This is a genomic window from Bradyrhizobium sp. 141 (assembly GCF_023074055.1).
In the GTDB taxonomy this organism is placed as follows: domain Bacteria; phylum Pseudomonadota; class Alphaproteobacteria; order Rhizobiales; family Xanthobacteraceae; genus Bradyrhizobium.
In genome coordinates this window covers 72,424-92,633 of record NZ_JADPKR010000055.1, presented here as the reverse complement: position 1 = coordinate 92,633, position 20,210 = coordinate 72,424, and the positions used below count along the sequence as shown (strand labels likewise).

Below are 20,210 nucleotides of genomic sequence, written 5' to 3'. Positions count from 1 at the left end.
TTATCGGCAGCTATGCGAAGTCATGTAAGAATCCACAGCGGCATGCATAGCGTGGTACGCGAACCTGTAAAGGGCGTTGGCCCGCTGCAGTTTGCCGAGTGCGTTCTCGATCACTTCGAGCGTGTACGGTTTCTGGACGGCCGGCACGGAGGCCAGCTCCGCCGGAAGCGGCGCGCGCGGCGCCGCTTCCTCCTCATCGATCTATTTTCGCCGGACAGGCTTCTTCAGTTCGTAGGCAATCTCGGCGCGGGTCATCCCGCAGTCCTGAAGCTCCCGCTCGGTCATCGCAGCGAGCTGGCATCGAACCCGGGACCGCTGTCGCCGAACCCGCACGAGGTCCACCAGCGTCCGCCACATCCGCACAAACATCGTGAGGCGTGACAGACAGGGCCGCCCGGTGGACGCGACGTCGTCCAATCCGGTCAGCTCGCAGCCCTCACGGGTGTTTGCGGAAACGGGCCCAGCGCCCTCTCGGTCAGGATCGAGTCGCAGTACTCGCGGATTTCCTTGATCTTGCCGTCCTCGAGACGAAACACCAGGCAATAGTCGTTGTCGTAGCGCACGCCCTCAGGCGTAACGTTGTCGCCCTTGGCCTCCACGACGACCACATCGCCGTCGGCGATGAAGCGGTGCGCAACCGTGCGCGTGCGGTCGCGCAGGCGGGTGCGCACGTAGCCGTGCAGATCGTTGAGGATCGCCTCCTTGCCCGCAAAGGTGCGCGACCAGGAATATTGTCCGGTCACGACCCATTTGGCATCCTCGGCAAGGCTTGTGGTGAACAGGGCGCGATCGCGCGCGGCCGGATCGGGATTAGCGGCGGCGGCGAAAATATCCTGCATCAGTTTCTTGTTGGCGCTCGCGCTCATGGCGGCATCTCCTTTTGGTGAGAACGCGGAGATCATCGCCGGCCGATCTACATTCTTCAAATCGATAGTAAATATGATATGTATTCACCTCATGAATTTGAATTCGCTTGACCTCAACCTGCTGACCGCGCTCGACGCCTTGCTGCGCGAGGCCAGCGTCAGTCGCGCCGCGCTTCGGATGGGCCTGTCCCAGCCGGCGGCGAGCCATGCGCTGCAGCGCCTGCGCGACATTCTCGGCGATCCGCTGCTGGTGCGCACCGGCGCGCGCATGGAGCTGACGCCGCGGGCGCAGGCCCTGCGCGCGCCGCTCGCTCAGGCGCTCGACCAGGTGCGCGGACTGTTCGTGCCCGACGACTTCGACGCCACACGCAGCGAGCGGCAATTTCGCCTGATGATGCCGGACCTGGCGGTCGAGCTGCTGATGCCGCCGCTGATGGCAAAGGTGACGCGTCTTGCGCCCAACGTTCGCGTCGACATCGTGCCGTGGCGGGGATCGGCGATCTTCCACGCCGAATTCGCCCGTACCATCGACCTCGTGATCTCGATTGGCAATGCCTTCAAGGACTTTCACCGCCAACTGCTCTACACCGACAGCGACGCGCTGGCGGTGCGGCGCGGCCATCCGATGGCCGCGAAGCTGAAGCGGCGCGAAACCTTCCTGGCCGCACGCCACGTCGGCGTGATCATTCGCGGCAGCAATGAGGATTTGATCGATACCTGGCTGCGAGCCAAGGGCATCGAGCGGCACATCTCGCTGGTCGTGTCAGGCTATCTCGAAGCGTTGCACGTCGCCGCCCGCACCGACCTCGTCGCCTTCGTGCCGCGCCGGCTGATCGCAGCGCTGTCGAAACAGCTCGGCCTCGTCACGGTGACGCCGCCGCTCGACCCCGGGATCGACGAGCAATTCATGTTCCATCCGACCCGGGCGCAGATGGACCCCGGCTCGATCTGGTTGCGGCGGCTGATGCTGGAAACGGGGCGGGAGCTGGAGCAAGCCAAGCGGAAGGTTTCGTAGGGTGGGCAAAGCGGAGCGTGCCCACCGTCTGTCGTCGCCGGAGAAAGTTCGTGGGCACGGCGCTTTGCGCCTTTGCCCACCCTACAAGAGCTGAGCCCTTACGCCTTCTGCGCGTCCATCACCTTGCGCACGGCGGGGCGGTCAGACATGCGCTTGAAGTGTTCTGCGATCTTCGGCGTGGCGTTGATGTCAACGCTGTCGCCTTCGAGCCAGGTCGAGAGCGTGTAGAGATAGGGATCACAGATCGTGAACTGATCGCCCATCACCCAGGGCCCCCGAAACATCTTCTGCTCGATCAGGGAAAAGCAGGCGGCCATGGTCTTCGGGACCATCGCCTTCATGTCGGCGAACGAGCTCTCCTGCGTCGCCCAGCGCGCACCGCGCATCTTGTGGGCGTGGTTGATGTGCACGGTCGAGCAGAGATAGGAGTTGAACGACTGCACCTGTGCGAAGTCGAAGGGATCGTCGAGCGGCGCGAGCTTCGCCTTGGGAAACGTCTGCGCGAGATAAGCCAGCATCGCCGGCGTCTCGGTGAGGACGCCGCGATCGGTCACCAACGCCGGCACGCGGCCCTTCGGGTTGATCGCGAGATAGTCCGGGCTGGTCTGCTGGTTGTCCTTGAAGCTCAGCCGTTCGGCCGTGTAGTCGGCGCCGGCCTCCTCCAGGGTGATGTAGGTGGCGAGCGCACAGGTGCCGGTGGCGTAGTAGAGCTTGAGCATGGCGGACCTCATGGGGGAAAACCCGAGGTTAACGGCCCCTCGCCGCGCCGTCCATAGGCGACCTCTTCGCAGTTGCCCACGGCCGCCCGGCTGTGCCAAGACGCCGTCAATCGGAGAGGGATTTTGTCATGACCGTACTCATCGCCGGTGGCGGCATCGGCGGGCTGACGCTTGCGCTCAGCCTGCATCAGATCGGCGTTCCCGTAAAAGTGTTCGAGAGCGTCGCCGAACTGAAGCCGCTCGGCGTCGGCATCAACGTGCTGCCGCATGCGGTGCGCGAGCTGATCGAGCTTGGCCTGATGGACAGACTGGACGCCAGCGGCGTGCGGACCCGCGAGCTCGCCTATTTCTCCAAGCACGGCAAGCCGATCTGGAGCGAGCCGCGCGGGCTCGAAGCCGGCTACAAATGGCCGCAATTCTCGATCCACCGCGGCACGCTGCAGCAGCTCCTGCTCGACACTGCGGTCGAGCGGCTCGGCCGCGCCAACATCCTCACCAGCCATCATCTGACCGGCTGGACCGAGACAGCCGAGGGCGTGCGCGCCGACTTCATCGACCGGGCAACCGGCAACGCCGCAGGGACTTACGACGGCGCAATCCTGATCGCCGCCGACGGCATTCATTCCGCCGCGCGCGAAAAGCTCTATCCCAATGAAGGCCCGCCGATCTGGAACGGGCGCATCCTCTGGCGCGGCGTCACGCCAGCAAAGGCCTTCCTCACCGGCCGCACCATGATCATGGCCGGGCACGAGATCCTGAAATTCGTCTGCTATCCGATCAGCAAGGCGCCGGATGCCGCTGGCAACCATCTGATCAACTGGGTCGCCGAGCGCCACATGCCGCCGACTTATCAGTGGCGGCGCGAAGATTATAACCGCACCGCGCGGCTCGAGGAGTTTCTGCCCTGGTTCGAGAGCTGGCGGTTCGACTGGCTCGACGTGCCCGGTCTGATCAAGAACTGCCCGCACGCCTATGAATATCCGCTGGTGGACCGCGATCCGGTCTCGCAATGGACCTTTGGCAAGGTCACGCTGATGGGCGATGCCGCGCACCCGATGTACCCGATCGGATCGAACGGTGCCTCGCAGGCGATCCTCGATGCCCGCACCATCACCCGCGAGATTCTCGCGCATGGACCGACGACCGCGGCGCTGCTTGCCTATGAGGCCGAGCGCCGGCCCGCGACCACCGACCTCGTCCTGCTCAACCGAAAGAACGGCCCCGAGCAGGTGATGCAGCTCGTCGAGGAACGCGCGCCCGACGGCTTCGAGGTCGTCACCGACGTGCTGTCGCAGCAGGAGTTGGAGGACATCGCAGCCAACTACAAGCGCGTGGCGGGATTCCAGGTGGAGGCGCTGAATGCGAAGCCGCCGATCGTGAGCAAGGATGCGAGGCTGGTGAGGCCGTAAATTTCTGCACAAGGCGAGGAAGCGCATGACTGTGCCCTCGCCCCTTGCGGGAGAGGGCAGCGACGCCGGTGGACACAGACTCACTTGGGTGGGGGTCTGTCTCAGCGCGTTCATTTGCAAGTGTGAGCGCGGATAGAACCCCTCATCCGGCGCTTCGCGCCACCTTCTCCCGCAAGGGGGAGAAGGGAAGTGGAGTACGCAGCCGGCTTATTTGCCCACCACCCTCGCCGCTTCCAGCAATCGCTCGGTCGCGCTTGCCGTTGCCAGCACCGTGCCATCCTCGGCCATCAGCTTGCCCTCGACGAACGCAATGGTCTTGCCGAGTTGCGTCACCTTGGCCTCGCCGACGATCGGACCGGGCTTTGCGGGGCTGAGGAAATTCACGGTCATGCTGATGGTGGTGGTGTAGAGCCGGCCCTCGCTCATCACCAGCACCGCCGGGCCCATGGTGTCGTCGAGCATGGCCGAGAGCATGCCGCCCTGGATGAAGCCGGCCGGATTGCAGAACTCCGGCTTGCCCTCGAAGGCGAGCTTGATCCAGCCCTCCTCCGGACGGGCATCGAGCAGACGCCAGCCGAGCAGTTCGGCGCAGGGCGGCCGTGGAAAATTGTCGAGTGCGGTCTTGACCATTGGCAGCCTCCGTTTCGCAATCCCCTAGCGTAGCGCTGCTGCCAGCGTGCTGTCAGGAGGATCGCCTCGGTGGAAGGTCCAGCGCGTGCGCAATGACCTTGCGCATGACGTTGGGCAGCGCTTCACCGGCAAGGGTCGCGGTCGGCACCCAGCGCATGCCCTCGGGCGCACGCGTGCGCGCTTCCGCCTTCGCCGTATAGACCACGAGCTCCAGCGGAAAATGCGTGAAGACGTGGGTGACGACGCCCACCTTGCGCTGCCAGCGTGACAACCCCTTCAGCTCCGGCGCCTGCTGCTTCGCAGTCGCATCGTCCTGGCCGGCGAGCCAGTCCGAGCCCGGCACTTCCGTCATGCCGCCGAGCAGACCCTTTTCGGGACGGCTGCGGACGAGCAGCTCGCCGCCGCGCGTGACGACGAAGGCGGCACCGCGACGCAACGTGCCACTCTTCTTCGGCGCCTTGCGCGGAAAGGTCTCCTGCATGCCTTGCGCGCGCGCGATGCAATCCTCGTTCAGCGGACACAGCGAGCAGGCCGGCTTCTTCGGCGTGCAGATCGAAGCGCCCAAATCCATCAGCGCCTGTGCGCTGTCGCCGGCGCGAGACTTCTCGTCGCCGGCGCGGGAGGCCGCCAGCAGCGTCGCGGCCAATTGCTGGATCCGCGGCTTCGCCTGCGGCAGCTCCTCCTCGACCGCGAACAGACGCGACACCACCCGCTCGATATTGCCGTCGACCGGCATGGTGCGACGATCGAAGGCGATCGCTGCGATCGCCGCCGCCGTGTAGGGCCCGATGCCCGGTAGCGCACGCAGGCCCTCCTCGGTGTCAGGAAAGGTGCCGCCATGGTCGCGCGTCACGGCAACCGCGCAGGCGTACAGATTACGCGCGCGCGAATAATAGCCGAGCCCGGCCCACATTCGCAGCACGTCGTCCTGTGAGGCCCGTCCGAGCGCCGTGACATCCGGCCAGCGCGCGATGAATTTTTCGAAATAGGGACCGACCGCCTTCACCGTGGTCTGCTGCAGCATGATCTCAGACAGCCAGACGCGGTAAGGATCCGATGCCTCTCCAGGCGCCGCGCGCCAGGGCAATCGGCGGCGGTGGCGGTCGTACCATTGCAGAAGTGCGATCGGGCGCGACGAGGTCTCCGCCTGACTGGGTTCCGATTTAGCCTTCAGTGCGGATTTGGGGCTCATGCGCCCACTGTAGCGGCCTCATGGCGATCTCTCCACGTCATGCCCGCGCTGGTCGCGGGCATCCACGTCTTTTCTTCGCGGAAGAACGTGGATGGCCGGGACAGGCCCGGCCATGACAACCCGGGACTCTGTGGCTTGCGTCCCGAAGTGCTATAAGGATCCATGTCCAAATTCCCTCCCAAACCCGGTCCGATCAGCGCCAAGCCGCTCGGGATCCTGCTCAATGACGTCTTTGCCGAGGCCTATGCCAAGCAGGGCTTTGCGGCGCGCGAGCTGGTGACGCGGTGGGCGCAGATTGCCGGGCCGGAGATCGCAGCTCATGCCGAGCCGCTGAAGATGCAATGGCCGCGGCCGGTGGAGGGCCAGCCGCAGGAGCCGGCGACGTTGGTGCTGCGGGTCGAGGGGCCGATGGCCCTGGAGATCCAGCATTCCGCCGATGTGATCCTGGAGCGGGTCAACCGCTTCTTCGGCTGGAGCGCGGTCGGCAAGCTCGCTTTCCGCCAAGCCCCCCTGTCGCGCGCCCGACGGCCGGTGCGACCCGGCCCACCCGATCCCCAATCGGTGGCCAAGGTGGCGGAGAGCCTGGGCGACATCGAAGATGAACAACTGAAGACGGCGCTGGCGCGGCTGGGGGCCGCCATCAAGCGAAATTGAGCCTCATTCCCTAGCTAATCTGGACCTGTCCTGGCCGCTCGCCATTGCCTCAATCGACGTTTCAAGCTAGCGACAGGCCGCCCGGACGGGAACTCCGGGCAAGACCTTGCCAATCCGGGAGCCGACCTTGATCATCACCCGCCGCGCCTTCACCACGATGCTGTCGCTGACCGGGCTTGCCGCGGTCGCCGGGTTCTCGCCGCTGCGGTTCGTCTCCGAAGCCATGGCGCAGTCGGCTGGCGATGTGGCCAAGCCCGTGTCACTGCCCGACATGGCGCTAGGCCCCAACGATGCCGCCGTCACCATCACCGAATACGCCTCGATGACCTGCCCGCACTGCGCCGCCTTCAACGAGCAGGTGTTCCCGAAGATCAAGAAGGAATACATCGACACCGGCAAGGTACGTTACATCTTCCGCGAGTTCCCGCTCGATATCAAAGCCGCCGCCGGGTCGATGCTGTCGCGCTGCATCGCCAAGGACGACGCGCCGAAATACTTCGCGGTCACCGACATGCTGTTCCGCCAGCAGAACGACTGGGTGATGAAGAACACCACGGAGACCCTGACACGGATCGGCAAGCAGGCCGGGCTCACCCAGCAGCAGGTCGAAGCCTGCCTGAAGGACCAGGCGCTGCTCGACAAGATCGCCGCCGACCAGAAATATGCCAGCGACGTGCTGAAGGTGGATTCGACGCCGACCTTCTTCATCAACGGCGAGAAGATCAAGGGCGAAGCCTCGTTCGAGGATTTCGCCAAGAAGATCAATCCGCTGCTGAAGAGCTGATTCGCTCGTCAAGATTCTGATTCGCATCTCGAAAGCCGTATCTTTCCCGGCATAAATCCCTTGGGAAAAGCGGCTTTGGCCGGTTGCCCTCGCGGCACACCGCGGCCATTGTCCAGCCGCATGAGGCGCCTCGCGCGACTCACCCAGAGAGCGACATTGCCTTCCATGGTATTGTCCCGGCAGGGGGATTCGCGCCTGCCAACAGAGATGCGTGCTTATGAAAATCACCCGCCTGCGCCTTCACGGCTTCAAGTCCTTCGTTGAGGCCACGGACTTCGTCATCGAGCCCGGCCTGACCGGCGTGGTCGGACCCAACGGTTGCGGCAAGTCGAATCTCGTCGAAGCGCTGCGCTGGGCGATGGGCGAAACCTCGTACAAGTCGCTGCGTGCCGCCGACATGGACGCGGTGATCTTTGCCGGCTCCGGCAACCGTCCGGCGCGCAACCACGCCGAAGTGACGATGACGATCGACAATTCCGATCGCACCGCGCCGGCGGCGATGAACGACAGCCAGCTGCTCGAAATCTCCCGCCGCATCGAGCGCGAGGCAGGCTCGGTCTATCGCATCAACGGCCGCGACGTGCGCGCCCGCGACGTGCAGATCCTGTTCGCTGACGCTGCCACCGGCGCGCGTTCGCCCGCTCTCGTCCACCAGGGCAAGATCGGCGAGATCATCCAGGCCAAGCCCGAGCAGCGCCGCCGCGTGCTGGAAGACGCCGCCGGCGTTGCCGGCCTGCACGCCCGCCGCCATGAAGCCGAGCTGCGGCTGAAGGCGGCCGAAACCAACCTCACCCGCGTCGAGGACGTGATCGGCCAGCTCGCAGGGCAGATGGAAGGCCTGAAGAAGCAGGCCCGCCAGGCCGTGCGCTATCGCGAGGTCGCCGCCAAGGTGCGCAAGGCCGAAGCAACCCTGTTCCACCTGCGCTGGATCGGCGCCCATGCCGACGTCAACGAATCCGGCCAGACCCACGATCTCGCCGTGCGAGAGATGGCCGAGCGCACCCAGCACCAGGCTGAAGCTGCCCGCATCCAGGCGATCCGCGCTGCCGAAATGCCGGCGCTACGCGATGCCGAAGCACGCGCCGCTGCAGGCTTGCAGCGCCTGACCAATGCCCGCGAGCTGCTCGACCGCGAGGAAGAGCGCGCCAAGGAACGCGTCGCCGAGCTCGAGCGTCGCCTCGCCCAGTTCGAAGGCGACATTTCCCGTGCTCAGCAACAAACTATGGACGCCGACGTCGCGCTGCAGCGGCTCGACACCGAAGATTCCGAGCTGAAGGAAGAGATCAAGTCGCGCGTCGAGAAGCGCTCCGGCGTCGACGAGCGCGTCGGCGAAGCCGAGGCGGTGCTGACCGAAACCGAGCAGCAATTCGCCGAGCTCACCACCGCGCTCGCCGACCTCACCGCCAAGCGCAATCAACTCGAAGCCAACGTCCGCACCCACCGCGACAAGCTCGCCCGGCTCGACCAGGAGATCGCGAACGTCGCCGCGGAAGAGCAGAAGCTCGCCGCCGAAACCGGCGGTTTCGGCGATCTCGACGAGCTGACGGCGACGGTCGAGACCGCGGAGCAGACGCTGGCAGCTTCCGAAGCCGCGGCGCAGGCGAGCGAAGCCGCGCACGTCGCCGCCCGCCAGACGCTGGAATCCTCGCGCTCGCCGCTGGTCGAGGCCGACAAGCGCGCACAACGGCTCGAAACCGAGGCGCGCACGATCTCCAAGATCCTCAACGGCGAGACCAAGAATCTGTGGCCGCCGATCATCGACGGCATCACCGTCGACAAGGGCTTTGAAAAAGCCATCGGCGCCGCGCTCGGCGACGATCTCGACGCGCCGGTCGATCCGTCGGCGCCGATGCGCTGGACCAATGCGGGCGTCACCGATGGCGATCCCGAGCTGCCCGAGGGCGTCGTGCCGCTCGCGAACCACGTGCAGGCGCCGGCCGAACTGGCGCGCCGCCTGGCCCAGATCGGCGTGGTGCCGCGCGAGCGCGGCGCCGAGCTGGTCTCGCAGCTCAAGACCGGCCAGCGGCTGGTCTCGCCCGAGGGCGACGTCTGGCGCTGGGACGGCTTTGTCGCGGCGGCTCATGCTCCGACCGGTGCCGCGCGGCGCCTTGCCGAGCGCGCCCGCCTCGTCGACATCGAGAACGAGCTGGAGCAGGCCCGCATCGACGCGCAGATCAAGCGCCAGGCGCTGGAGAACGCCGAATCCGAGCTGCAGATGGCCGCCAGCACCGAAGGCGCCAGCCGCGAAGCCTGGCGCGCCGCGCAGCGCGAGCTCAACGTCGCGCGCGAGCGCCATGCCACCGCCGAGCGCGAGATCAGCCGCCACGCCGCGCGCAAGGCGACGTTGTCGGAAGCCCACAGCCGTCTCGCCGCCGACCGCGCCGAGGCCGAAGCTGCCTATGAATATGCCGAAGCCGGCATCTCCGAGCTGCCGTCGAGCGAGGACACCGAGACCCGTCTCGCCGCCGTCCGCAGCGACATTGAAGGCCATCGCCGCATGGCCGCCCAGGTCCGCGCCGAGGCCCAGGCCCTGGCCCGCGAAGCCGAGCTCGCCGACCGCCGCGTGCAGGCGATCCTCGCCGAGCGCACCGAGTGGCAGAACCGCAAGGAGAGCGCGGCCTCTCACATCGACACCATCCAGGCCCGTATCGCCGAACTCACGATCGAGCGCAGCGAGCTCGAAAACGCGCCGGCCGTCTTCGCCGAGAAGCGCAGCGCGCTGATCACCGAGATCGAATATGCCGAGAACGACCGCCGCATGGCCGCCGACGCACTCGCCACCGCGGAAACCGCGATGGCTGAGACCGATCGCGTCGCAAAGCTGACCCTCGAAGCGCTCTCCAGCTCGCGCGAGGCAACCGCCCGCGCCGAGGAGCGCATGGAAGGCGCGCGGCGCCGGCTCGAAGACATCGAGCGCGAGATCCGCGACATGCTGGAAGTCGAGCCGCAGGCCGTCGCCGGCCTTGCCGAGATCGAGCCCGGTGCGGAGCTACCGGCGCTGCACGACATCGAGGAAGACCTCGAAAAGATGCGCCGCGACCGCGAGCGCCTCGGCGCAGTCAATTTGCGCGCCGAGGAAGAGCTGCGCGAGGTCGAGACCCAGCACACCGGCCTCGTCACCGAGCGCGACGACCTCGTCGAAGCCATCAAGCGGCTGCGCCAGGGCATCCAGAGCCTCAACAAGGAAGCGCGCGAGCGGCTCCTGACCTCGTTCGAGGTGGTCAACAGCCACTTCAAGCGCCTGTTCGTCGAGCTGTTCGGCGGCGGCGAAGCCGCACTGCACCTGATCGAGAGCGACGACCCGCTGGAAGCCGGCCTCGAAATCATCGCAAAACCGCCGGGCAAGAAGCCGCAGACGCTGTCGCTGCTCTCCGGCGGCGAGCAGGCGTTGACTGCGATGGCGCTGATCTTCGCCGTGTTCTTGACCAACCCTTCGCCGATCTGCGTGCTGGACGAAGTCGACGCGCCGCTCGACGACCACAACGTCGAACGCTACTGCAACCTGCTGCACGAGATGACGGGCTCGACCGACACGCGCTTCATCATCATCACGCACAACCCGATCACGATGGCGCGGATGAACCGCCTGTTCGGCGTGACCATGGCCGAGCGCGGCGTGTCGCAACTGGTGTCGGTGAGCCTGTCAGAGGCCGTGGACATCCTCGACCAGAACGTGGCGTGATATCTCTGGCGTCATTCCGGGGCTCGCGAAGCGAGAACCCGGAATCTCGCGCGATAACTTCTAGATTCCGGGTTCGCGACTTCGTCGCGCCCCGGAATGACGGTGGGCAAACATGATCTCCCCCACCCTCCCCGCCGAACTCAAAGCAGCCCTCGACGGCAAGCTCCAGGGCTTTTCGCGCACCGACGCCGCACAGCGGTCGCAGAAGATCTCGACCGCCTATCGCGCCGGTGGCGGCTCCGGCATGATCAAGTCGGAAGCCGATGCGCTCGCTTATGCGCTCGCGCGCATGCCGGCGACCTATGCGGCGGTGGCGGCCAGCCTCAATGCGCTCACCGAGATCGCGCCTGATCTAACCCCGGAAACCTTGCTCGACGTTGGCGCAGGCCCGGGCACCGCGAGCTGGGCGGCCGCGGAAGCCTTTCCGTCGCTGCAGGATTTCACGCTGCTCGACGCCAACGCCACGCTAAGCCGGCTCGCGCTCGAATTGGCACGCGACAGCACGCGTCTGGCGGAGTGCCGCTATCTGCCGGGCGATGCCGGCGGCAACCTGGCCGAGGCCTCGCAAGCCGACCTCGTCATTGCGAGCTACATCATCGGCGAGCTCAGTGAGGCTGACCAACGCAAGCTCACCGAGGCGATGTGGGCCAAAGCGCGCCACGCGCTGCTCGTGATCGAGCCCGGCACGCCCGCCGGCTATAGGCGCATCCTCGCGCTGCGCCAGCAACTGATCGCACAAGGTGCCTATGTCGCTGCGCCCTGCCCGCACGAAAGGCCCTGCCCGCTCATCGCGCCCGACTGGTGCCATTTCTCCCAGCGCCTGCCGCGCTCGCAGGCGCACCGCCAGATCAAGGGTGCCGAGGTGCCGTTCGAGGACGAGCGTTTCATCTACGTCGCCCTGACCCGCACGGCGCCAGAGAGCCGCGCCGCGCGCGTGCTGGCGCCGCCGGATGTCGGCAAGGCCGAGATCACGGCAAAACTCTGCACCGGGGCTGGGATCGCGCTGACGAAAGTCCCGCGACGCGACAGGGCGGCCTATGCCGACGCCCGGCGCTGGCGCTGGGGCGATGCGATCATGTCCGAAAGTTAATTTCGCTGGCCGTTCTTGCCTTGAACTCGAGCGGCTTCCCATTCGACCAAGTCTTACCTTCCCTCTGCGCCGGGCTCTCGCTTCGCGCCAATTTGGTCTACCCTAGCGCCCGCCTTCTTCCCCCTTCAGGAGTTCTCCATGTCGACCGGCTGGATCGTTCTCGGCGTCATCGTCGTCCTCGCATTCCTGGCGTTCAGCGCCTACAACCGCCTGGTGGCGCTGAGCCAGCGTGTCGGCCAGGCCTTTGCCGATATCGACGTGCAGCTCAAGCAGCGCCACGATCTGATCCCGAACCTGGTCGAGACGGTGAAGGGCTATGCCTCGCATGAGCGTGGCACGCTCGACGACGTCATCAAGGCGCGCAACTCGGCGATGTCGGCGCAGGGTCCGGCGCAGGTGTCCGCGGCCGAGAACCAGCTCTCGGGTGCGCTCGGCCGGCTGATCGCGCTGTCGGAGGCCTATCCGGACCTCAAGGCTAATGCCAACTTCCAGCAGCTCGCATCCGAGCTCTCCGACCTCGAGAACAAGATCGCGGCGAGCCGCCGCTTCTTCAACAACGCGGTCCAGGAATACAACACCGGCATCCAGCAGCTGCCTGCGGCCCTGTTCGCCGGCATGTTCGGCTTCACCAGGAAGGACTTCTTCGATCTCGGCGCCAGCCGCACCGAGGTCGAGGCGACGCCGCAGGTGAAGTTCTGAGTTGAGCCGATAGGCCGGCAGGGCAGCGCGTCATGGCCGCGTATGGTCTCTACACGCATATCGCCTCGAACAAGTTTCGTTCGATGCTATTGCTCGCCGGCCTGTTCATGCTGGTCTACGTGCTGGTCTATGCCGGCGCGCTGGTCGCCGAAGTTCTCATCGACAGCAACCGGACTGTCGCCTTCTACCTGAGCCACGCCTTCCAGGATCTGAAGGTCGCAGCCCCCGTTGCGACGGTCGTGGCGGCGGTCTGGATCGTGATCGCCTATTTTTTCCACCAGTCGATGATCGACGCGGTCACCGGCGGCCACGACGTCACCCGGCAAGAGGAGCCGCGGCTCTACAATCTGCTCGAAAACCTCTGCATCTCGCGCGGCATCACCATGCCGAAGCTGAAGATCATGGAGAGCCCGGCGCTGAACGCGTTCGCAACCGGCCTCAATCCGCGGCAATATTCCATCACCGTGACCACGGGTCTCCTCGATGCGCTTGATGACAAGGAGATCGAGGCCGTGCTGGGCCACGAGCTGACCCATATCAAGAACGGCGACGTGCAGCTGATGGTAGTCGCTGTCATCATCGCCGGCGTGGTCGGCTTCTTCGGCGAAATGTTCTTCCGCCTGTTCACGAATTTCAATTGGAGCTCCGGCTCCGGCGGCTCATGGTCGTCGGGCTCCTCCTCCTCGTCGCGGTCGTCCTCCTCGTCGAGCGACAGCAAGAGTTCCGGCGGCGGCGCGGTGATCGTGATCATCATCGCGATCGTGCTGATCGTGGTGGCCTGGCTGCTGTCCCAGGTCGTCAAGCTCGCGCTGTCGCGCTCGCGCGAATATCTGGCCGACGCAGGCTCCGTGGAGCTGACGAAAGATCCCGATGCGATGATCTCGGCGTTGCGCAAGATCGAGAATCGCGGCGAGCTGCCCGGTGCGACCTCGGCCGTCATGGAGCTCTGCGTCGACAATCCCCGCGAGGGCTTTGCCGATCTGTTCGCCACCCATCCCTCGGTGCAGTCCCGGGTCGACGCGCTAGTCAAGTTCGCCGGCGGCCATGATTCCGGTCCGTTGCCGCCGCCCGGCTATGAGGGGGAAGAACCAGAAGCGCAAGCCGACCAGCAGGATGCGCCGCCGCCGTTGCGGCAGGGGCCCTGGAACGATGCAGGCGGCTCGACCAACCCGCCTCCGGTGACAGCACCCAGCCCCGCCGGAACCGCAAGCAGCAACCCGATAGGCAATCCCATCGGCAATCCCATGGGACCTTGGGGCCGCCATTGAGTACGTCATTCGACGCCACGCGCGGCAGGTTTGATCGCGATTGGGAAAAACCTCGGGAATTGCCGTAACCGGGGCCTGCGGAATTGAATTCTCCCTTGTTTCTGCCATGTTCGCGCCCAACAGCAGACTTGGGACATCCTTCGGACATCGATTTGGGGCCCGGCCGATTGCGACCTCGCGATCGGGGGCGCGCGTTAGGGGACAGCAATGGCAAAGCCGGCAGTGGTTGTGGTGGGCGCGGACAAGGGCGGGGTCGGCAAGACCACGGTATCGCGCACCCTGCTCGATTATTTCTCAGCCAACAACGTGCCGACGCGCGCCTTCGACACGGAGTCGCCGCGCGGAACCCTGAAGCGCTTCCACCCTGACATTACCCAGATCGTCGACATGACGACGACGTCGGATCAGATGAAGATTTTTGACACGCTCAACGCTGTCAGCCCTTCAGTCACCGTCATCGACGTCCGCGCCGGCCTGCTCTCGCCTGCACTGGCCTCGCTCCGCGACATCGGCTTTCTGGACGCCGCCAAGGCCGGCCAGATCACGTTCGCCGTGTTCCACATCCTGGGACCCTCGATCGCCTCGCTGGAGGAGATCGCGGAGACCGCGGGCTTCATGACGGGCGCGAAATATTTCCTGGTGAAGAACTTCATCAACGACACCCAGTTCTTCCAGTGGGACCAGGCGACCTATAATTCCTACTTCCACCGCATCAAGGATGCGACCGAGCTGACCATCCCCAAGCTCAACGAAATGGCCTATGAGCAGGTAGAGGTCTCCTCCGTTCCGTTCCTGAAATTCGTCGCCAACAAGGGCATCAACGACGATGCCGCGAACTATTCCTTCGTGCTGCGCGGCTATGTCCGGCACTGGCTGGCCAATGTCTGGAGCGAGTTCGACCGCATCCGCCTGACCGACATCGTCGGTTCGAAACCCGCGACCCGCACCAGCGAAAAATAGTTGCGGACCCCGGGCGGATACGGCTGGATTGGGCGGTGTGTTCGCTCAGATAATAGTTCGTGATGCCCGTGACGCCCGTCTACATCATCTGTTCGCCCCGCCCGCAGGTCGGCAAGACCCTGCTGGCGCGGCTGCTTGCCGAATTCCTGCTGCTCAAGAACGGCAATGTCGCGGCCTTCGACGTCAATCTGAAGGAGCCGTCGCTGCTCGACTATCTGCCCGGGATCACCGAGACCGCCGACGTGATCGACACCTACGGCAAGATGCAGCTGATGGATCGCGTCATCGTCGACGACGGCCTTGCCAAGGTGATCGACCTCGGCTTCCACGCCTTCGACGAGTTCTTCAAGATGACCGACGAGATCGGCCTGTTGAAGGAGGCAGCGCGCCGCCATGTCGCGCCTCAGATCCTGTTCGTCGCCGACACCGACCGCGTCTCTATTCGCGCCCACGAGATGCTGCGCGGGCGGATCCCGCGCATGAACCTGATCACGGTAGACAACGAACATGTCATACGCGGCGAGCTTCCGGCCGCGATGGCCGGCGGCCGGCTGTTCCGCCTGCCCGCGCTGCCGGGCTTCCTCAAGACCTATATCGACCGGCTGAACTTCTCCTTCACCGGCTACCTCCGCCAGGAGAAGGACGCCTCGACCGAGCTGCACCAATGGACCCGGCGCAATTACCTCGCCTTCCGCGAGCTCGAACTCAGCCTGATCCTGCAGCGGTCTTGAATATTTTACCCGGGTAATATTGACAGAAGGCGAGGCCACCGCTACTGGGATGGTGCAAACGTCCTCAACAAGGCCCCGTCACCGTGAGCATCGACCGGAAAGCAGCGATCGCCGCTTATAAGGAGCGAAAGACCGTCGCGGGCATCTTCGTCGTGCGCTGCGCGGTCTCGGGCGAGGCCTGGGTCGGCCAGGCGCCGAATCTGGAGACGATCCAGAACCGCATTTGGTTCTCGCTACGCCACGGCAGCCACACGTGCCGCAGCCTCCAGGCCGCTTGGAACACGCATGGCGAGGCGGGGCTGACGTTTGGCGAATGCGAACGCCTGGACGACGAGGAGAGCGCCTATGTCAGGAACGCGCTCCTGAAGGAGCGCGTGCTGCATTGGCGGGCGGAGTTGAAGGCCGAGATGATCTGACCGCAGCGGCGGTCAGTGCCCCTCGAACGTCATCAGCGTGCGCACCGGCACGTCCATGGCGCGCAGCTTGGCGGCGCCGCCGAGCTCGGGGAGGTCGATGATGAAGCAGGCGGCGACGACGTTGGCGCCGATCTGGCGCAGCAGCTTCACCGCGCCTTCGGCGGTGCCGCCGGTGGCGATGAGATCGTCGACCAGGATGACGCGCTCGCCGGGCTGGATCGCGTCGACATGCATCTCCATCTCATCGATGCCGTATTCGAGAGAATAAGCGATGCGCACGGTGGTGTGCGGCAGCTTGCCCTTCTTGCGGATCGGCACGAAGCCGGCCGAGAGCTGGTGCGCGACCGCGCCGCCGATGATGAAGCCCCGCGCCTCCATGCCGGCGACCTTGTCGATCTTGTTGCCGGCCCAGGGATGGACGAGTTCGTCGACCGCACGGCGGAATGCGCGCGCATCCGCGAGCAAGGTCGTGATGTCGCGGAACATGATCCCCGGCTTGGGATAGTCGGGAATGGTGCGGACGCTCGCCTTGATATCATGGTCGAAGGTCATTGGTGCCTCTCAATCAACGCGCGCATCCAGCCGGAACGCATTCTCGACAATACGTAGTCCCACCTCATTGCCGAGCGACATCAGCGATTCCGGGTGGAATTGTACGCCGGCGATCGGCAGGGTCTTGTGCTCCAGCGCCATGGCGACGCCGTCCTCGGTGCTGGCGGTCACGCTCAGAACTTCAGGCATGCTGTCGCGCTCGACAAAGAGCGAGTGATAACGGCCGATGACGATCTCGTTCGGCAGATTGCGCATCAGCCGCCCGCCGCGCACCTGCACCCGCGAGGGCCGGCCGTGGGCGGGATGCGTGAGCTGCCCAAGCTCGCCGCCGAAATATTCACCGATGGCCTGCACGCCGAGGCAGACGCCGAACACCGGCAGCTTCTTCTCCAACGCCGCATCGATGGTCTTCTTGATCGCGAAATCCTCGGGGCGTCCAGGACCCGGCGACAGCACCAGCAAATCCCACCTCTTCCGCTTGAGCATGTCGAGCGCATGCACATGCCGGACCACGGTGACGTCGGCGCCGACCTGGCGGAAATAATCGGCGAGCATGTGCACGAAACTGTCGTCGTGATCGATCAGCAGCACTTGCTTGCCCGAACCGGTCGCATCCGGCGCGAAGGTCGACAGCGGCTTCGGCGGATCGCCGCGCAGCGCCTGGAACAGGGCTGCGGCCTTGACCTGGCATTCGCGGTCTTCGGCGGCGGGATCCGAGTCAAACAGGCAAGTCGCACCGACGCGCACTTCGGCGAGGCCATCCTTCATGCGGATGGTGCGGATGGTGAGGCCGGTGTTGATGCTGCCGTCGAAATTCACCGCGCCGATCGCGCCGGCATACCAGCGCCGCGGCGAGCGCTCGTGATCCTCGACGAACTGCATCGCCCACAGCTTCGGCGCACCGGTGACAGTGACCGCCCAGGCGTGGGTGAGGAAGGCATCGAGCGCGTCGAAGCCGGGGCGCAGCATGCCCTCGACGTGGTCGACGGTGTGAAACAGCTTTGAGTAGGTCTCGATCTGCCGGCGCGCGAGCACCTTGATGGTGCCGGGAACGCAGACGCGCGCCTTGTCGTTGCGGTCGACGTCGGTGCACATGTTGAGCTCGAACTCGTCCTTCTCCGAATTCAGGAGCTGGCGGATCTGCTCGGCATCGCCGATCGCATCAAGGCCGCGCGCGATCGTGCCCGAGATCGGGCAGGTCTCGACCCGGCGTCCGTCCGAGCGAACGAACATCTCCGGCGAGGCGGAGACGAGAAACTCTCCCTCGCCCAGATTCATCAGCGCGCCGTAGGGCGACGGATTGATGACGCAGAGGCGCTGGAAGACCTCGGCCGGCGAGCGATCGCAAGGCTCGGCGAACAATTGTCCGGGCACCGCCTCGAACAGATCGCCGCGGGCGAAGGCCGCGCGCGCGGTCTCCACCGTGGCCTGATATTCGCCGGGCGCGTGATCGGCAAAACCCTGGCGCGGCGTCTTCAGGTACGGGCTCTCGGCGGTCTCGCGCGGCAGGCCCTCGGTGGACTTGCCCTTCCAGGCGAAGTCGTAGCTCAGCACGACGCCGCGGCCGGTGGCGCGGTCATAGGCAAGAAGGCGATCGGGCACGTACAGCACGATGTCGCGCTGGTCGCTCTCGCGTGCGCGCTTCTGCACGAGGTCCTCGATCTGGAACACGAGGTCGTAGGCGAAAGCGCCGAAAAGGCCGAGCAGCCCATCATCATTGGCGGAGAAAGCGGCGACGAGATCGCGCACCAGCGACATCACGCTGGCACGGCGCGTGCGCTGGTCCTCCTCGACCGGGGCGTCGCCGCGGATGATGTGGCCGGCCAGGCGCGAAGCGGTCTTCTCGGAGATCACCACACAGGGCTCGCGCAGGACGTCAGTGAGGAAGGCGATCAGCACCTGCCCGCGCGCGTTCAACGCTTCCAGCTTGAAATTGACGCCAGTGGTCTCGAGCTTGAGCGGCGGATCGGAGAAGCCGAGGTCAAAACTCTCGTAGCGGCCGGGCACGGTCGTGCCCGAGGACAGCACCACGCCGCGGCGGCGGTCGAGCAGGTTGATGAGATCGTCGAGCCGGTTGGCGCCGCCGGTAAACTGCTCGGCCACGCGCGTGATCGCGAGTCCTGCGCGGGTCACATAGTCGCTTCGGGCCGGGAGGGCAAAGACTGTCCTGTTCATGTCGTCCTCTTACGAAACTTGCCGAAGGAACGCCACACAGGACAAACGATCAGGCCGCCGCACTGCGTTGGCGACCTCAGACGATTTGGGAAAGGAAAATCGCACCGGCCACCTCGTTAGGAGGTGCGCCACCAAAGACGGGCTGGGCGGACGGCGGTGCTCATGGGGCGGATACTCACCATGGCCGGGGGGCGGCGTCAAGGAGGTAGCCCGGATGGAGCGCAGCGCAATCCGGGGTTCGTGCCACGATGGGAAGGTCCCCGGATTACGCTACGCTCCATCCGGGCTACGGGCTAGAGGCCGCACCGCTTCCAAAGCGCGGCCATCTCTGCATCGGTAGCGAACTCGCCTCGATCCGCCTCGCGGAGCCCCTCAAGAACGGCTGCTCGATGGCCCTCCGGGACCTTGAAGACCTCACGCTCCGACCGCGCATCGGCTTCAGATTTGTCCGTCACGGACCTACCCCAGATGCTTCCGGAAAAACTCCGTCGCCCTGCCCCAGGCGAGCTCGGCGGCTTCGCGGTCGTGCACAGCCTGGCGCTGCTCGTTGACGAAGGCGTGCTCGGCGTCATAGCGGAACAGCTCGAGCGACTTGCCGGCGGCCTTCATGGCCTTTTCGAAGCCATTGACCAGCTCCGGCGTGCACCAATCGTCCTTGTTGGCGAAATGGGCCTGGAGCGGGATCTTGACGTCGGCGGGCGTGGCCGCCTGCTCGGGTGGGATGCCGTAGAACACGACGCCGGCCGCAAGCTCCGGGATCTTGGTCGCGCCGATGATGGTGACGGCGCCGCCGAGGCAGAAGCCCGTCAGGCCGACCTTGGCGCCGTTGCGCGAGAGGTATTGCGTGGCGCCGCGCACGGTCTGCGTGGTGGCGTCCATGAAGTCGAGCGAGTTCATTTCCTTGTTGGCGGAATCCGTGTCGTGATACGGCACCACCTTGCCCTTGTAGAGATCGGGCGCCAGCGCATCGAAACCGGCCAGCGCAAAGCGGTCGCACAGGCCCTTGATCTGGTCCGACAGCCCCCACCATTCCTGAATCACGACCACGCCCGGCGCGTTGCCGCGCGCGGCATTGGCGAGATAGCCCGAGGCGTCCTTGCCGTCCGGGCGCTTGAAGGTGATGGCGGTTCCCATGGTGTCCTCCGATGAGTTTTGGGGGGAGCGGTTGGCGGCATTTTGGCGGGTGAGCGGCAGATAGGCAATCGCGCCAAACAACACACTCTCGTGCCCCGGATGCAATGAAGCGCGCCGCCCTTCGCGGCGTGGTGCGTTGCTGATCCGGGCCCAGCCACGAGCACGCTGGGTCCCGGCTCTGCGCAGCAGCGTTGCACGCTGCAGCGCGTCCGGGACACCGGCGACGCCAACAAA

General features: G+C 65.5%; 19 protein-coding genes. 11 read left to right on the top strand and 8 right to left on the bottom strand.

What is annotated here, in order from left to right; translation table 11 throughout:
- Positions 1-201 precede the first annotated feature (201 nt).
- Together IVA81_RS15990 and IVA81_RS15985 are read right to left on the bottom strand one after the other, a co-directional pair.
- Entirely contained in the window at positions 202-357 is a 156-nt protein-coding gene (locus IVA81_RS15990) for a DUF1127 domain-containing protein (protein WP_247319854.1), read from the bottom strand.
- A 65-nt stretch (positions 358-422) separates the two neighbouring features.
- Complete coding sequence (locus IVA81_RS15985) at positions 423-866, bottom strand: nuclear transport factor 2 family protein (protein ID WP_247319729.1); 444 nt, start codon at positions 864-866, stop codon at positions 423-425.
- A 91-nt stretch (positions 867-957) separates the two neighbouring features.
- Between IVA81_RS15985 and IVA81_RS15980 the strand changes: the two genes are divergently transcribed.
- A complete protein-coding gene (locus tag IVA81_RS15980) occupies positions 958-1,881 on the top strand; it encodes a LysR family transcriptional regulator (RefSeq protein ID WP_247319727.1) in 924 nt (307 codons plus the stop codon).
- Positions 1,882-1,979: 98 nt separating this feature from the next.
- On the opposite strand, the gene IVA81_RS15975 is transcribed toward IVA81_RS15980, so the two are convergent.
- Complete coding sequence (locus tag IVA81_RS15975) at positions 1,980-2,600, bottom strand: glutathione S-transferase family protein (RefSeq protein WP_247319725.1); 621 nt, start codon at positions 2,598-2,600, stop codon at positions 1,980-1,982.
- 128 nt (positions 2,601-2,728) lie between these two features.
- Here IVA81_RS15975 and IVA81_RS15970 point away from each other — a divergent pair, with 128 nt between their 5' ends.
- Positions 2,729-4,009 carry a flavin-dependent oxidoreductase gene (locus IVA81_RS15970; protein ID WP_247319723.1) on the top strand — a complete coding sequence of 427 codons (1,281 nt, stop codon included), beginning with the start codon at positions 2,729-2,731 and terminating at the stop codon, positions 4,007-4,009.
- A gap of 207 nt (positions 4,010-4,216) precedes the next feature.
- Here IVA81_RS15970 and IVA81_RS15965 read toward each other — a convergent pair whose 3' ends face one another.
- Both IVA81_RS15965 and mutY read right to left on the bottom strand, forming a co-directional pair.
- The gene (locus IVA81_RS15965; RefSeq protein ID WP_247319721.1) at positions 4,217-4,639 is read right to left on the bottom strand and encodes a PaaI family thioesterase; all 423 of its coding nucleotides are present in this window, start codon (positions 4,637-4,639) and stop codon (positions 4,217-4,219) included.
- Between the two features lie 52 nt (positions 4,640-4,691).
- Positions 4,692-5,831, bottom strand: a complete 1,140-nt coding sequence (gene mutY / locus IVA81_RS15960) for an A/G-specific adenine glycosylase (protein WP_247319720.1) — start codon at positions 5,829-5,831, stop codon at positions 4,692-4,694.
- 162 nt (positions 5,832-5,993) lie between these two features.
- Here mutY and IVA81_RS15955 point away from each other — a divergent pair, with 162 nt between their 5' ends.
- The 9 genes from IVA81_RS15955 (at position 5,994) to IVA81_RS15915 (ending at position 16,115) form a co-directional block, all read left to right on the top strand.
- Positions 5,994-6,485, top strand: coding sequence for a DciA family protein (locus tag IVA81_RS15955; protein WP_247319718.1), 492 nt, complete (start codon positions 5,994-5,996; stop codon positions 6,483-6,485).
- Between the two features lie 127 nt (positions 6,486-6,612).
- The gene (locus IVA81_RS15950) at positions 6,613-7,269 is read left to right on the top strand and encodes a DsbA family protein (protein WP_247319716.1); all 657 of its coding nucleotides are present in this window, start codon (positions 6,613-6,615) and stop codon (positions 7,267-7,269) included.
- 217 nt (positions 7,270-7,486) lie between these two features.
- Complete coding sequence (gene smc / locus IVA81_RS15945; protein WP_247319714.1) at positions 7,487-10,951, top strand: chromosome segregation protein SMC; 3,465 nt, start codon at positions 7,487-7,489, stop codon at positions 10,949-10,951.
- A 112-nt stretch (positions 10,952-11,063) separates the two neighbouring features.
- The gene (locus IVA81_RS15940; RefSeq protein ID WP_247319711.1) at positions 11,064-12,041 is read left to right on the top strand and encodes a small ribosomal subunit Rsm22 family protein; all 978 of its coding nucleotides are present in this window, start codon (positions 11,064-11,066) and stop codon (positions 12,039-12,041) included.
- Between the two features lie 138 nt (positions 12,042-12,179).
- The gene (locus IVA81_RS15935) at positions 12,180-12,740 is read left to right on the top strand and encodes a LemA family protein (RefSeq protein WP_247319710.1); all 561 of its coding nucleotides are present in this window, start codon (positions 12,180-12,182) and stop codon (positions 12,738-12,740) included.
- Between the two features lie 32 nt (positions 12,741-12,772).
- Entirely contained in the window at positions 12,773-14,008 is a 1,236-nt protein-coding gene (locus IVA81_RS15930) for a M48 family metalloprotease (protein WP_247319709.1), read from the top strand.
- A gap of 207 nt (positions 14,009-14,215) precedes the next feature.
- Positions 14,216-14,968, top strand: a complete 753-nt coding sequence (locus IVA81_RS15925; RefSeq protein ID WP_247319708.1) for a hypothetical protein — start codon at positions 14,216-14,218, stop codon at positions 14,966-14,968.
- A 62-nt stretch (positions 14,969-15,030) separates the two neighbouring features.
- Positions 15,031-15,699, top strand: coding sequence for a hypothetical protein (locus tag IVA81_RS15920; protein ID WP_247319707.1), 669 nt, complete (start codon positions 15,031-15,033; stop codon positions 15,697-15,699).
- A gap of 83 nt (positions 15,700-15,782) precedes the next feature.
- Complete coding sequence (locus tag IVA81_RS15915; protein WP_247319706.1) at positions 15,783-16,115, top strand: GIY-YIG nuclease family protein; 333 nt, start codon at positions 15,783-15,785, stop codon at positions 16,113-16,115.
- A gap of 12 nt (positions 16,116-16,127) precedes the next feature.
- On the opposite strand, the gene IVA81_RS15910 is transcribed toward IVA81_RS15915, so the two are convergent.
- From IVA81_RS15910 to IVA81_RS15900, 3 genes are all read right to left on the bottom strand, one after another.
- Positions 16,128-16,667: an adenine phosphoribosyltransferase gene (locus IVA81_RS15910; RefSeq protein ID WP_247319704.1), complete on the bottom strand. Its 540-nt coding sequence runs from the start codon at positions 16,665-16,667 to the stop codon at positions 16,128-16,130.
- Positions 16,668-16,676: 9 nt separating this feature from the next.
- The gene (locus IVA81_RS15905) at positions 16,677-18,842 is read right to left on the bottom strand and encodes an anthranilate synthase component I (protein ID WP_247319702.1); all 2,166 of its coding nucleotides are present in this window, start codon (positions 18,840-18,842) and stop codon (positions 16,677-16,679) included.
- Between the two features lie 459 nt (positions 18,843-19,301).
- Positions 19,302-19,976 (bottom strand): dienelactone hydrolase family protein, encoded by a 675-nt coding sequence (locus tag IVA81_RS15900; RefSeq protein ID WP_247319700.1) that lies wholly within the window; start codon positions 19,974-19,976, stop codon positions 19,302-19,304.
- Positions 19,977-20,210: the final 234 nt, after the last annotated feature.